Consider the following 14,857-nt stretch of genomic DNA (forward strand, 5'->3'; position numbering starts at 1 on the left):
GATTACAGAAAGTGAACCAAATAAACAAAATAATTAAAAACAACCATTTTTTCATTAAATATCAATCCATCCATTTCTTGGTTTACGGTCAATACTATCAAGTTTTTTCGCAATCCAACCACCTATGTCATAATAGTCCAATACAGTATCCACTATAAAGCCTAGACTGACAGCTAGGGATCCTGCACCCCAAGCTATAAGCTTATCCTTTACAGTCTTGTAAAACATTCTTCTTGCTGCTTCTTTTCCTTTTTTCTTAATATAGGCTTGAATTGCGGCAAGACCAAAACTGCCAGTAAGGGCCCAACTGACAGCAGTATTAAAAACTGAGCCAGCCCAATCTACACTTATTATTCTTAAATGTCCACTTGGATCAACATACATAACAGGGTTATTTTGTGTATAGGTATATTGATTTAAGCTTAATGTATCATTTTCAAAACCATGGAAAGTATCTCTGGTAATAAATCGGCCTGTCTTAGAATCATAATAACGAGCCATTAGATAATACAATCCTGTCACTTCATCATATCGATAACCCGCATAACGATATGGGTTAGACGAAGCCATCGTCCCTGTTTGCGAAATAATATTCCCCCAAGCATCATAGCTGTATTCAGCTACGACATTACCGCTTGAATCCGTTAGAGCTGTTACATCACCATGTCCGTTTACATGATAATAATAAGTTACCCCATTCTTCGTCATCGTTGCCGGATTACCTAACGAATCAAAGGTGTATTCCGCAACGATGTTATTGTTGGCATCTGTTTCATACAAGACTCTATTGGAGTCCCCATCATAGTGATAATAGATGGTTCCATTTGATGTGGTTTTACTGATGCGTCTTCCTAGATGATCATAATTAAAGGACGCGATGGTTGTACCAGACGCATTTTTTACTTCAATAAGACGGTTGTCATCATCATACACAAATGTCTTATTGCCGTTGTTCGTTAAATTGCCATTGGCATCGTAGGTGTATGCTTGTCCGTTGACGGTCGTTAATTGGTCGGCGGCGTCATACGTGTACGTTGTTGTAGTAGTCGTCGTTCCATCATTTACGATTTTCTTCGTACGGTTCCCCACAGCATCGTATTCGTACGTGATGGTTGTTCCGTCTGCTAGTGTTTCTTTTGTCAACTGATTCAATGCATCATATTGATACGTGATCGTTCCATTGTTCGTTTCTACAGTGGTAATGTTGCCATTGGCATCATAGCTGTAGTTGAAGTAATTTAAGACATTGCTGTTCGCGCCCAAGTTTTTAATCGATTTCAACTGATTGGCATCATTATACTCGTAGGCGGTATAGGTGCCATTCGCATGGATGATGGATGAAATATTCCCTCGCTCATCGTACGTAAATCTCGCAAGGTTGGCGCTGTTTCTGGACAACACGACTAGCTGATCCAACGGATTGTAGCTGTATCCGATGGTGTCGGTTGTTGTACCCGCTGTGATGGAGGTGGACGTCACGTTTCCGTTATTGTCGTAGCCATAGGCAATGGAATTAGATGCCCCTTTACTGATTCGTGTTGGACGATTATTCTTATCATACGTGTACGTGATCGTATTTCCGCTTGCATCCGTCACCGATGTCACGTTGCCATTGGCATCGTAATTCAACGTCCATTTCGTCACGCCATTGTAAGCAATCGAAACAAGGCGGTTCAGCGCGTTGTAGCTATAGGATACCTTATCGCCATTGGCGTAGGTAACCTTTGTGAGATTGCCGTTTTTATCATAGGCAAAGGACGTCGTTTGATTTAACGGGTTCGTGAAACCAGAAACCTGATTCAACTCATTATACGTATAGTTGGTTATATAATTCTTTGCATTCTTAACCGATGTACGATTTCCTACACCGTCATAACCATACGTCGTCACATTGCCGTTTGGATCCGTGACTTTTGTCAATTGGTTATTGGCATTATATTCATAAGAAGTCGTTTTTCCCTTTCCATCCGTTACACTTGTCTGGTTTCCTACGGCATCATACGTGTAAGAAACCGTATTTCCTGCCGGATCTTTGATTTGGGTTACATAGTTTTTCTTCGCATCATACGTGTAAGCAGTATGGGAAGCCCCTACTTCTAGGCGCATTGCATCAAACCATGCGGTTCCGGTTTGATTAAAATAGTAGTAATACACTTCAATGTAATCAAACGCTTGTTTCGGCTTGACTTCCGCTGCCACATGCTGCCAGTCGGTCTTCGTTTTGTCAAAATCGTTGGCATAGTCCCAATCCGTTGTGCCATTCGTATAGTGGATCGCTACTTGTAAATTATAGTATCCACCGTTTGGATTTGCGCCTTCTTGTTTCGACCATCCGGACAACGTCAGTTTGGTATTGCTGTCGCCGGAAATATTGATCCGTTGTTTAATATATTTATTTTTTCCAGATTCCCCAGTAATTTTGAACGAGTTGTCTCCGACATATACATTGACAGCCGTTGCATCCATCCCATCATTCGCAGAAAGGTTTCCGCTTGTTGTCCAGTTGTCCGGAATACCGTCCCCATTGCTATCTCGCTCGAAGCTGGAATTGTCTACAAGGTTATAGGCACTGACAACCGTTCCTTTCTCTAATTGAATGCCGTCAAAATAAGCAATTCCCGAACCGGCATTTAAGCCAACCGATACCCGAATAGATTTGGTGCCAGTTGGTGCGTTATCCGCCACGACATGAAGCCGGGTCCAATCGTGTGTACCAGCTAATTCATAAGAAACTTTTTGATTCAGCCAGTTTCCTTGCGCATCAAAATATTCCACTTTGATCAGCGCTTGTGCGGAGGTGGCGGATGTTTTCACATAACCACTCGCCACATAGGTTCCGCCATCATACGGCTGTTTGTCGGAGCTGACAATCGCCCATCCGGTCGGATTCGAAATTTTTATTGCTTTATTTCCGAATTTGCTGGTTGTCGTCCAATCGAATGTGGCTGTTTTTCCTGTCTCGATCGCTTTCGTCCAGTTATCTGGCCAGTTATCCGCATTATCATCGATTTCAAAACTGGAGTTGCTTGCCAAGTTATCCGCCGTAGACATCGGATATGTGGAATACTCAAGATTTCCAACGCTATCGTATCGTTGGGCAACCGATTGGGCATAAGGATCAATGGATTCCGTTTGATTATTATTTTGGTCATAATCAAAGGTGCTCACGTTGCTATTGAAATCTTGTGCTTTGATGAGGTTGTTTTGAAAATCATACGTATATTGAGCCGATTGATTTTCTGGCAATTGCACACTTATGATATTTCCTTTTTCATCATATTGATAGATGAAAGCTGCTGTTCCATTTACCTTATTTTCATTTGGTTCAATCACTTGAGTTAAGTTGTTGTTATTATCATAGTCAAACGTGGTTACTGCTTTATTTTGAGCATCCAAAGGATTTTCCGTGATTTGAACGACATTCCCGTTCGCGTTGTATGTGTAATCGACCCGCCGGCCTTCTCCATCTGTCACCGATGTAACACTATTCGTTTGGTCATAAGAATAGCTTGTGGTACTGGTTGTCGGCGTACCGTTGATCGTGATCGGCCGCTCGATACTGATGACGCGGTCAGACGTATCGTAGCGAATCGTTGTGGTGATATTTCTAGCATTTTTGATGCTGGTTAAATTATGATTGGAATCATAAGTAAACGAGGTCACATTCCCTTGTGCATCGGTGACTTTGGTTAAGTTCCCAGAAGTATCATACTCATAAGAGATCGTTCTGTTTGCTGGATCTGTAATGCTGGCATACCCGTTCGTTCCATACGCAATGGTAGTGGTGCGTCCCGATGCATCCGTAATGGAAGTTAACTTACCATTCGCATTATAATTAAATGTGGTGGTGTTTCCGTTTGTATCGACAATACGAGAAAGGTTTCCGTCCGTATTGAAATGAAATTTCGTGCCGTCTGTTTTGGTAATGGTATAGGTGCCATCGGCATTCTTGACTAAATCGAGATAGACACCACCGGCTGCTTCATATCCGCCACCGATTTTTTCACCAAAAATATGACGAGTATTGTCTTCATCGACAAAGGTAATCGGTCCGCTGCCTGAATCCCATAGATTCATTTCCACATTGGTGAACCAGCCATAACCGAACATTCCATTCAAGCCGGACTTTCGGCTATTGTACGTTCTCGTAATCTCGACGTCTTCCCCCAAACCAGGAATCGCAAGATCGGTTTCTTGTAAAACCAGGTTTCCGTTAGCCGGGTTCACCCCGTCTTTCGTGGTCATCCAGAACGACTCGGTGCCGATGGGCTCCACCCAATAGTTGATCGTAATGCGCGGAGTATTGGTGCCGCTGTTTACGGTATTAAAGGTACGATATGGCGATGATGCTTCGTTTTGCTGCTTCAGCATCAGCCCATAGTTCGGTTGAATGCCATTATACCAGTCCTTAACTAACTGAGTGATGTCCCAGCTCCAGTACGCATTCGCTGTGTTGCTTGTTACCGTTGATTCTTTCGTGCTTCCGATGGAAGGTTGATTATTCCAGGTGACCGAAGAGGTCCAATTGCTTGTAATCCGGTATAAATCAATGGACACTTGTTGACCGTCCGTATTCGTTTGGTACGCATTAAAAGTCGCGCTCGAAATCACACTGTCACTTGGAAGGCTTGGAAGATAAAATCTTACCAAAGCACGTGTAATGCCGAAATAACTGTTATAACCTGTATGCATGTATGTGTTGCTGGAATAGATCGAATCCGGGAAGTTGCTCGCGATAAAATTATCCCTTAAAACATCCCAGTTATTAATGGTAGGATCAATCGTGACTGGATAATTTGTGTCCGGATCTTGTAAAAAGCTTTCATCCGCTACGACATCGACGTAAGTTTTACCATCTTCTTTACGCAGCTGAAGAGTGACTTTATCCGAATACTTATGGTTTGCGTCGGTCATATACGGCTTTGCGAAATACCACTTTGGATTTCCTTTTTGATCTTCCAAAACGATGGTCCCATCTTTTTTAGTGATGGCATTTAATCCTTTTAGTTTTAATTCAAAAGAAAATGTGTTGGTACTAGGCTTACTGTTCAGGATGATATCTTCCTTTACCGCATCTCCATGGATACGATATCGTACATCTGTTTGTTCAAATAACCCTTTATAAGTGATTTCATTATTTTTCACAACACCTTGTACATTTTTTCCTTGTACAGGGGTGAAGGAAAGGCTTTTATCTTTTTCTTCGACAGAAACAAGTTCAGCTTGATTAGATTGTTCTGCAAACTTTGCTTTAAATGCATTTGCTGTGTTTTCAAACTGATTTGCCTCGCCCGGCTTTAAGTCATTGTTGATTTTTTTCCACTTCTTATCATTAGGATCTTGATAAAATTGAGGCTGTAAGTAAATCTCTTCCGTAAAGCTTCCATCTGGATTTAAGTAGCGTGTCGAATACTTTGTCCGTTTACTTTCTAATTCCAGTTTTGATTTTGGAAGTTTCCTAGGTAGCTCACCAATATCAGCTTCAATGTTTTGCTTTTTTTGTACTGCCCGTTCCGATTTACCAGGAGCAGCTTGTGCAAATGGGGGAGCAAGGAAACTAAAAATTAAACAAAATGAAAGAATAACAGCGATTAGGCGATGGTGATTAGGCAGCGGCTTCTCTATCACTTTATTTTTCTTCCTTTCGTAATTTTCTGATCATCCGGATGACAATCAAATTATAGCAATATGGTAGATATATTGGGAATAATCCAATTATTGTAAAATGACAACCGATAGCTTTCATGCTTACAAAATGGCGGAATTTCCCCATTTTCCGCCGTTCCCGCTTGATTAATGATAAGAGATAAAAAATGACCATTATTGTTCAAAAATGGTAAATTCACCTTTAAAGACGAATTTCAGACTGTAGACAAAAAGGGTTACAGACGAATGTCTGTAACCCTTTTTAGCTTGCTGGCAATCTGAGCAGAGGACTTTCCCTCCTTAACTGCTCGCGCTCGTATAAAAGCGAAGCGCAAAGCGCCAAAAGCGGCGCGCCAACCATAGAAAGACCAAGGCCAGCAAAACGGCGATGAGTGCGGCAGTCATATTCCACTTTCCTAACAGTGACAACGCCGGCATGTTCGTAATGACAGCGGCGGGCAATACGTACGTCAGCGCGACGCGCACCCAGCCGCGGTACATGCCGACCGGAAATCTTGCTGTTTCAAAAAACGAATCAAAAATAAAGGACAAGTCGTCAATGCGGATGACCCAAAACGACGTCGTCATCAGCATCATCCATAACGAATAAATCAACACGAACGACGCCGCGATGGTGAGGAGAAAAATCAGCACATCGAGTAACGACGGAATATAATGTTTGGCCATCAAGCCGTAGCCGATGACGCCAAGGCCAAGCAAAACGTCAATCAGGCGCCAAAATACTAAATGGCGGAAACTGACGTAAAACATGCTGTCGACGGGCTTGGTCAAAATATAATCCAATGTGCCGCGGCGGACATGTTCGAGCAGGCGCGGCATGTTCGGGCGCAGGGCGAAATCAATCAAGCCCCTTAATGTATTAAATACGCCAAGCAGTACAAGCACGTCGGCATACGCCCATCCTCCTAATTGATCGGTCTGATAGAAAAAGATGCTGATCGTCAAAATCGCAATCCCAATGCCAAAAAAGCTGGAGACGAGATTGCCGAGAAACTCGCTGCGATATTCCAATTCTTCCACGAAACAGGTGCGGAAAAACTCGCGGAAAATCCGTACATATCTTCGCACGCTTAACCACCTACCGCCTGATTTTTCTTTAATCCCGCTTTCCATATCCACTGCAAAGCAATCATGAACACCGCGACCCAAATCGACGCGATGGCAAAACCTTGCAGCATATCATGGCCGTTGGCCGATCCGGTAACGATGTCAATCGGAAACCCGATCATATAGCGAAACGGCAAAAAGATGCTCCATTGCTGCAAAAGCGGCGGAAGCATGGACAGCGGTGCAATCCGTCCCGATAAAAATAAGGAAACCACTTCTAGCACGCCATAGACCGCTATGACTTTGGTAATCCAAAAGCCGAGCAGTCCGCAAATGTAGCTGAGCAAAAAGCGAAGCGCAGCGCCAAGCAGCACCGCCGCCAAAAACAGAAGCGCCTGTCCTCCTGTCACGTCAAAGCGAAGCGCGGGCACAAACAGCGCCGCTATCGCCCATATCGGAGCCAAGATGGCAGCAAACAATGCTTTATACACCACATTTTCCGCAATCGCCCAATGAATCGGGTGAAGCGGCCGCAAAATATAGTTTGAAAACTCCCCTTCGCGAATTTCGCGGTCCAGCTCCCAAACGTCCCACGCACTCGTCATCCGCTCGACAAAAATGACCGCCATAAAGTAAAAGAGGAAAGCGTCGCTTTGGGACGGATCAATGTTCATCCATACAGCCATTGTAATGAGCGGCTGAACAATCGCTCCCGTCATCCAGACAATCGTTGCAAGTCGATAGGCTAACATTTCGATATATTTCATGCGCAGAAGGGCAATATATTTACGAATCATGAAATTCCCTCCTGAAACGCGCGCGTAATCACTTCTTCCATCGGCGGGTCTTGAATGTTAATGTCATGGACTTGGAAATGCTGCAAAAAATGCGCCGATACTTCTGCCACTTTCTCCCGCGCCACCCGCAACGCCACATTGCCGTCTTCCATTTCCACAACCTCTCCGTAATCTTCCCAGCGCACGTCAGGCACTTTGGCAAAACGAACTTCAAGCCGCTTGTATGGGGCGAGTTTCTCCGTCAGCACCGTCAGCTCCCCATCATAAATCAGCTTTCCATAATTGATAATCATGACGCGGTCGCACAACGCCGTCACATCGCCCATATAATGCGACGTCAGCAAAATGGTCGTTTCATGCTCGCGGTTGTAATCCACGATAAAACGGCGCACTTTTTCCTGTGTATGGACATCAAGCCCGATCGTCGGCTCGTCTAAAAACAATACTTGCGGACGATGCAATAGCGCCGCCGCCAGCTCGCAGCGCATCCGCTGCCCGAGCGACAAACTGCGCGTTGGTTTGTCTAGAAGCGGCGCTAACTCGAGCAATTCGACCAATTCGTCCAATGTCTCGCGAAACGCCCGGTCATCGATTTCATAAATCGCCTTATTGACTAAAAATGTTTCCATCGGCGGGATATCCCAAATGAGCTGGCTTTTTTGCCCCATCACTAAACTCATCATTTTTTTAAATTCCGCTTTTTGTTCAAACGGAACGAAGCCGCCAACTGTAATTTCTCCCGAAGTCGGATGCAACAGACCGGCCAGCATCTTCATCGTCGTCGTCTTTCCCGCTCCGTTCGGGCCCAAAAACCCGACAATTTCCCCTTTTTCAATCGTAAACGAAATATCTTTGACTGCTTCCACCACCCGATATTCGCGCCTCCACAAGCTGCGCACGGCCTCCAGCCAGCCCGCTTGGCGGGTGTGGACGCGAAATGATTTATGCAAATGCTTCACGCGAATCATCGTTTTCTTCCTCCATCTGATGACAAGAAGTTTTGTCCGTACATTATTTTTATATGATCGGCAGGAAGGATGCAAACAAAAAGCAGACTTCCGAAATGAACTGTACTTTAAAGAGAGGGACATAACCCACAGCAGGGAGCGCAGCGAAGCCTTTAGATTCCAGGAAGGCTCTCCCCTATCAGATGAAGCCATTAAAAAGGTTATACAAGCCAATGTAAACTTTCAATGAACAGGCAGTATAGCTGAATTAACCCAAGTCAATTATAATTGTATTTTTATTTAAATATTTTTATAATTATGTAAAATATATTTAATTAAGGGGGAACGAAAATGGAACTAATTCCCGAGTCCGCTAATTTAATGGACTATCTAGAAGAATTAGATGTTGTCGATTTTTCCCATCCTTTCATCCAGAAAAAATAAATGAATTGTTTCATGAAGGGCAGTCAGAAATCGAAAAGGCTAAAATAGCATTCGAATTTGTGAGAGATGAGATTTCGCACTCGTGGGATATACAAAGCACAAGAGTTACATGTAAAGCTTCTGAGGTACTTTATTATAAAGAAGGAATTTGTTATGCAAAAGCGAACTTATTAGCGGCTTTATTAAGGTCTCAAGGAATCCCGACAGGCTTTTGTTATCAACGGCTTATGCTATTCGATACACCTGACAAGGGTTACTCCCTTCATGCATTGAATGGTGTTTTTCTTCCATCATTAAATCGGTGGATTCGTTTAGATGCCCGTGGAAACAAACCAGGAGTACAGGCAGAATTTTCTATAGATAAAGAGATATTAGCTTTTCCAGTCCAAGAAGAGTTTGAAGAAAAAGATTTTCCTATCATTTATACGAAACCGAACCCAAAAACGATTTCCGTTTTAGAGGAACACACAGATGCGTTAAAAATGTATAAATATTATTTGCCTGACAATTTATAAAGATCCGCCTCTTTCATATATATTTTTGTAATATTACTTTCATTAATGGTAGCGTTAGTTCACAAGAAATAAAAAAGGTAAGCAAACATATTATACACGACTAATTATGCTTACCTTTATTTAATAAAAACCTGCCTTCAGCGGGCGGAGCGCGCCAGTACGTATAAAAAGTACGGCGCACCGACAATGGCGACGACGATGCCGGCGTGAATTTCCGATGGCTGAAGCACCGCGCGGCCAACCGTATCTGCCCCTAATAACAAACATGCGCCAAGTAATGCCGACGCCGGCACAACATACGCATGATGCGCGCCGACAAGCCGCCGCGCCAGATGCGGGGCGATGAGTCCAATAAATCCGATCCCCCCGCTTACGGATACGGAGGCAGCCGCTAGAGCAACGGCGGCCGCCAGCAACTGCAGCTGCTCTTTTGTCACCGCCGCCCCAAGCCCGGTGGCGATCGTTTCGCCGAACGATAACGCGTCCAGCACACGGGCTTTGTAAGACGCGAAAAGAAACAGCCCCATCACCCATGGCAACAGCGCCCACACATAGTCCCACGTCGCTCCCCAAATGCTTCCCGTCAGCCAAACCGCCGCAAACTGATACAGCTCTCTGCTCAGCCGCAGCGACAGCACCGTCATGAGCGCGCTTAACCCCGCGGCGACCGCCACACCTGTCAAAACGATGCGCCCAGGAAGCAGCCCTTGCTGCCGCTCGTACGACAATGCAAACACGAGACCGGCCGCCAGCGCGCCGCCGATAAAAGCAAGAAACGGGAGAAAGAGCGCCGGGGCATCCGCCCCCGTTGGAAACAGGGAAAGATATAGAACGACAGCGACTCCCGCACCGGTGGAGATCCCTAAAAGGCCCGGGTCGGCAAGCGGGTTGCGCGATATCGTTTGAATGACGCATCCGGACAGCGCCAGCCCGGCGCCCGCTAGTATCGCAACCAACATGCGTGGAAGACGAAACTCAAATAAAATAAGCTTCTGCTGTGCCGTCCCCATGCCAACAAGCGTTTTTACCACTTCCATCGGATCCATGCTGCTTGCTCCTGCATGAAGGCTGATGGCGACGATCACAAGCAAACAAAGGAAAAGAAATGGAATCACCATACGACGGCGGCTCATGCAAATTCCCCCTTTCGTTTGCGGGAGACATACAGGAAAAACGGCACCCCGATTAACGCAAACAGCACGCCGATCGGCGTTTCATACGGAGGATTGATCATCCGCGCGCCAATGTCGGCCCAAATCATCAATAACCCGCCAAGCACCGCGGAACACGGAATGACATAGCGATAATCGACACCAACAACAAAGCGGGCCAAATGAGGAACAATGAGTCCGACAAACCCGATCGGGCCGACCGCCGACACCGCGCCGCCGGCAAGCATCAGCACCACAATCGCTCCCGCTAACTTCACCATTTTCGTTTTTTGCCCTAATCCGGCCGCTACTTCCTCGCCAAAACTGAGAAGTGTTATCGACCGTCCCAATAATAAGGCGAAAACGAAAGCAGAAACAAGCCAAGGCGCCAGCAGTTTCAGCTGGCTCCATTTCACTCCCGCCACACCGCCGACAAACCAAAACGCCAATTCCTGGCTGAGTTGAAAATGGATCGCGATTCCTTCGCTAAGCGATGTAAATAAGGCACTGACCGCGGCGCCCGCCAGCACGAGGCGAATCGGCGTTACGCCGCCTCTAGAAAGCGCGCTGACCCCATACACGAGCGCCGCAGCAACCGCGGCGCCGCAAAACGACCAAAAGATGATCGCTTGATATGAAAGACCGGAAAAAAACGCAAAACAGACCGCCACCGCTAATGTCGAACCAGCATTAATCCCTAACAGCCCGGCATCAGCAAGCGGATTTCTCGTCATTCCTTGCATGATCGCGCCCGCAACCGCAAAACCCGCACCGACAAGCACATCGGCAAGGGAACGGGGCAGGCGCAAATCCCGGATCACAGCGTGGGCGGTTTGCCGCGCATCGTAATGGAAAAGCGCATCCCACACGGTCGCTAAACGGATATCCGCCGCGCCGACCGATATTGATGCGGCGATGCTAAAAAGAATGGCGCTAAGCCCAAAGACTAGCACCAGCACCGCCGCCCACGGGCGCGATGACGATTTCTGATCTATTTCTCGTATTACTGTTTCCATCTTCTCTCTCCTCGCTATCAGCGCGTCCTATTTTTGCTTGGCGGAAAGAAGCGTATCGACAACAAGATCAAGCTGATGTTCAAGTGAAATGGCATCCGAAAACCAAATGTCTTCGATCTTCATGTTATAAACATGATGATTTTTAACCGCGTTTAAGTTTTTCCAAATCGCGCTGTTTTTCAGCTCTTTTTCCGCCTGTTCGGTTCCGTCCATTTTATATACCGTCCAAAACATATGATCAGCGGCATAGTCAGGCAACGCTTCGAGTGAAATTAATTTCCATTGCGGGCCTTGGATCACTTCTTGTTTAATTTTTTCTGGCGGTGTCAGCTGCAGAGCGTTGTAAATAATTTGACCGGCGTGGCCAAAATTGTCGCCGATGGCATAAAAATCTTTTCCTTGCAGTTTATAAATACCAACGGTTTCATTTTTGCCAATGACACCTTTAATTTTTTCACGGGCGGCTGCCGCTTTCTCCTCAAATTGTTGAATCCATTGCTCCGCCTCCTTTTGCTTGCCGAGAAGCTCGCCAAATACGCGCATTTCTTCCTGAATGTTTTTATAATGGCCAAATGGAATGAAAACAGTTGGAGCGATTTTCGATAGCTGTTTGTATTGGTCTTCTAAATATACAATAATCAAATCAGGTTTTAATTCAACGACTTTTTCAAGGGAAATCGGGTTACCAACGTTTTCAATCCCTTTCGCTTGTTCTTTTATGTACGGGTTTTCCATGACCGCCTGCGTGACACCGACTGGTTTGACCCCGAGCGCCAACGAGTTTCCTAAAAACTCGTACGGCATCACCACGCGTTTCGGGTGAACGGGAATTTCGACTTTTTTGCCGTTTGCCATCGTAAATGTCTTCATTGCTTTCTCTTCTGTTTTTGCCTGCTTTTCCGTGGCCGCATTATTTTTCTCGTTTCCGCAGGCGGCTGTGAATACGAGAATAAGCGCCACCATGATGATCCATGCTATATTTCTTTTTTTCATCCGCATTTTCTTGATCCCCCTCTAAATGATAATGAAAATCGTAACCAACAAAAATGATAATCATTTTCATTTTATATGTCAATAAAAAAAGAGGAAGCTCACTCTGGTCAAAGACGGCTTCCTCACCCCGTTTACCAGCGTCGTCTTTCCGACGGCACTGCGGCTATTCCGTGGCGAAACGATCCTCGTTTGCCTATAATTTATCTGTTTTTTACATGACTTGCTAGTTTAGTAGACAGCTCAATAAAGAAATCCAACGATTCCGGATTTGCCATCGATCCTGGATTGACCGCTTTTTCGAGCGGGAATCCGAGCAACAGCTTGCGGATTGGAATTTCCATTTTCTTTCCGTTTAACGTTTTTGGAATCTGCTTCACTTCGTAAATTTCATCTGGGACAAAGCGCGGCGACACGTTCTGCCGGATGGCTTGCTTGATTTTCTCTTTTAACGCCTCATCGAGCACTGCACCCGGTTTCAATACGACAAAGAGCGGCATAAACGAGGTTCTGCCCATCATTTCTAAATCGATGATCAGGCTTTCGAGCACTTCGTCGACCGCTTCCACGGCGCGATAAATCTCGCTTGTGCCCATGCGGACACCGGCGCGGTTAATCGTAGAATCAGAGCGTCCGTAAATGACGCAGCCGCCTTCCTCATCGATTTTAATCCAGTCGCCATGCTTCCAAACCCCTGGATACGTATCAAAATAGCTGCTAATATAGCGTTCATGATTGCGGTCGTTCCAGAAAAATAACGGCATCGACGGCATCGGTTCGGTAATCACGAGCTCCCCGACTTCATTCATTAATGGATTGCCATTTTCATCAAATGCCTGCACATTTGCTCCTAACGAGCGGCAGGAAATGACGCCAGCGCGGACCGGCAAAATCGGCGAGCCGCCGACAAAGGCGGTGCATACATCCGTCCCCCCGCTGCAGGAGGCTAAATTAATATCTTCCTTGACGTTTTCGTATACCCAGACAAATCCTTCGACAGTGAGCGGAGACCCGGTCGAAAGAACCGTCTGCAAATGGGACAAGTCGTACGATTCTTTCGGCTTCAGTCCAAGTTTCATACATACGTTGATAAACGCTGCACTCGTACCAAAATGGGTAATTTTCGCTTTTTCGGCCAGATCCCATAATACGTTTCCATCCGGATAGGTCGGACTGCCGTCATAAAGCACCACTGTTGCCCCGACCAGCAAGCCGCCGATGAGAAAATTCCACATCATCCATCCCGTTGTCGTAAACCAGAAAAAGGTGCTCTCCTTTGTCATATTTTCCGCGATTATGAACAACTTTAAATGCTCCAGCAAAATGCCGCCATGCCCTTGCACGATTGGCTTTGGCAATCCGGTTGTCCCCGAAGAATACAAAATCCAAAGCGGATGGTCAAACGGTACATATTCGTAGGAAAGCTCGCCTTTTTCCTGAATAATATCCTCCCATAATAACACGGAATCATCTGGCGCTTGCACCTGTTCGCGCCAATACGGAAGCAAAATCGTCTTTTTCAGGGATGGCAGTTTTTCGCGCAATTCCTGAACGATTGGCATCTTATCAAATTCTTTGCCGTTATATTGGCAGCCGTCGATCGCAAACAGCACGGTCGGTTCGATTTGCAAGAAGCGGTCAATGACGCTGCCCGCGCCAAAATCCGGCGAACAGCACGACCAAATCGCGCCAATGCTTGCGCACGCCAAGAAGGCGATCACTGTTTCCGGAATGTTCGGCATATACCCAACAACACGGTCTCCCGGCTTGACGCCGATTTTTTTAAGAGCGTTTGCCACAGCGGCCGTTTTTTCCTTTAACTCCTGCCAGGATACTTCCCGGTACGGGACGCGTTCCGAACGGAAAATAAGCGCTGGACGGTCATCGCGTACATGGCGGAATACGTGCTCCGCATAATTTAATGTTGCTCCTGGGAACCATTTTGCACCAGGCATTTTGCGTTCTTCCAGCACACAGTGATATGGAGTCACTGATTTAACTCCGCAATATTCCCACACCGTTTCCCAAAAATCTTCTAGCTGCTCCACCGACCATGTCCATAATTGCCGATATGTTTCAAAAGAAAGTCCTTTTTTTTCTTTAAGCCAGTCCATATAACGTCGAATGTTGGATTTTTCTATTTGCTCTTTTGTCGGTTTCCAAAGCACTGTCCCTTCCGTAATCGCTTTCATGATGATCTGCGTTTTTAAACGCAGACGTCACCACCTTTCCTTAGACATTTATTATAATACAGAATTATTAGACTATTTATATAATACCATC

At 45.7% G+C, this 14,857-nt stretch carries 8 protein-coding genes and 1 pseudogene; 1 reads left to right on the forward strand and 8 read right to left on the reverse strand.

Annotated elements, in window-relative coordinates:
• Positions 1 to 54: 54 nt before the first annotated feature.
• The 4 genes from BDD39_RS07540 to BDD39_RS07555 form a co-directional block, all read right to left on the reverse strand.
• Positions 55 to 5,628, reverse strand: a complete 5,574-nt coding sequence (locus tag BDD39_RS07540) for a DNRLRE domain-containing protein (RefSeq protein ID WP_341801455.1) — start codon at positions 5,626 to 5,628, stop codon at positions 55 to 57.
• Between the two features lie 318 nt (positions 5,629 to 5,946).
• The gene (locus BDD39_RS07545) at positions 5,947 to 6,735 is read right to left on the reverse strand and encodes an ABC-2 family transporter protein (RefSeq protein ID WP_166909489.1); all 789 of its coding nucleotides are present in this window, start codon (positions 6,733 to 6,735) and stop codon (positions 5,947 to 5,949) included.
• Positions 6,736 to 6,737: 2 nt separating this feature from the next.
• The gene (locus tag BDD39_RS07550; RefSeq protein WP_166909491.1) at positions 6,738 to 7,511 is read right to left on the reverse strand and encodes an ABC transporter permease; all 774 of its coding nucleotides are present in this window, start codon (positions 7,509 to 7,511) and stop codon (positions 6,738 to 6,740) included.
• The gene (locus BDD39_RS07555) at positions 7,508 to 8,479 is read right to left on the reverse strand and encodes an ABC transporter ATP-binding protein (RefSeq protein ID WP_166909493.1); all 972 of its coding nucleotides are present in this window, start codon (positions 8,477 to 8,479) and stop codon (positions 7,508 to 7,510) included. Before BDD39_RS07555 ends, BDD39_RS07550 begins: the two co-directional genes overlap by 4 nt.
• 330 nt (positions 8,480 to 8,809) lie before the next feature.
• Here BDD39_RS07555 and BDD39_RS07560 point away from each other — a divergent pair.
• A pseudogene (locus BDD39_RS07560) lies at positions 8,810 to 9,417 on the forward strand (transglutaminase-like domain-containing protein).
• Between the two features lie 137 nt (positions 9,418 to 9,554).
• Here BDD39_RS07560 and BDD39_RS07565 read toward each other — a convergent pair.
• The 4 genes from BDD39_RS07565 to BDD39_RS07580 all read right to left on the reverse strand — a co-directional run bounded on the left by BDD39_RS07565 (position 9,555) and on the right by BDD39_RS07580 (position 14,766).
• Complete coding sequence (locus BDD39_RS07565; protein WP_166909495.1) at positions 9,555 to 10,550, reverse strand: FecCD family ABC transporter permease; 996 nt, start codon at positions 10,548 to 10,550, stop codon at positions 9,555 to 9,557.
• Positions 10,547 to 11,584, reverse strand: coding sequence for a FecCD family ABC transporter permease (locus tag BDD39_RS07570; RefSeq protein WP_166909497.1), 1,038 nt, complete (start codon positions 11,582 to 11,584; stop codon positions 10,547 to 10,549). Before BDD39_RS07570 ends, BDD39_RS07565 begins: the two co-directional genes overlap by 4 nt.
• Before the next feature lie 27 nt (positions 11,585 to 11,611).
• Positions 11,612 to 12,583, reverse strand: coding sequence for an iron-hydroxamate ABC transporter substrate-binding protein (locus BDD39_RS07575; protein ID WP_166909499.1), 972 nt, complete (start codon positions 12,581 to 12,583; stop codon positions 11,612 to 11,614).
• A gap of 194 nt (positions 12,584 to 12,777) precedes the next feature.
• Positions 12,778 to 14,766, reverse strand: coding sequence for an acetoacetate--CoA ligase (locus BDD39_RS07580; protein ID WP_166909502.1), 1,989 nt, complete (start codon positions 14,764 to 14,766; stop codon positions 12,778 to 12,780).
• Positions 14,767 to 14,857 lie beyond the last annotated feature (91 nt).

This window comes from Saccharococcus thermophilus (assembly GCF_011761475.1).
Lineage (GTDB): Bacteria > Bacillota > Bacilli > Bacillales > Anoxybacillaceae > Saccharococcus > Saccharococcus thermophilus.

Excerpts from the sequence above, each read along its gene's own strand:
- BDD39_RS07550 (WP_166909491.1), bottom strand. The coding sequence starts at position 7,511 with ATGATTCGTAAATATATTGCCCTTCTGCGCATGAAATATATCGAAATG.
- BDD39_RS07555 (WP_166909493.1), bottom strand. The coding sequence starts at position 8,479 with ATGATTCGCGTGAAGCATTTGCATAAATCATTTCGCGTCCACACCCGC.
- BDD39_RS07565 (WP_166909495.1), bottom strand. The coding sequence starts at position 10,550 with ATGAGCCGCCGTCGTATGGTGATTCCATTTCTTTTCCTTTGTTTGCTT.
- BDD39_RS07570 (WP_166909497.1), bottom strand. The coding sequence starts at position 11,584 with ATGGAAACAGTAATACGAGAAATAGATCAGAAATCGTCATCGCGCCCG.
- BDD39_RS07575 (WP_166909499.1), bottom strand. The coding sequence starts at position 12,583 with ATGCGGATGAAAAAAAGAAATATAGCATGGATCATCATGGTGGCGCTT.
- BDD39_RS07580 (WP_166909502.1), bottom strand. The coding sequence starts at position 14,766 with ATGAAAGCGATTACGGAAGGGACAGTGCTTTGGAAACCGACAAAAGAG.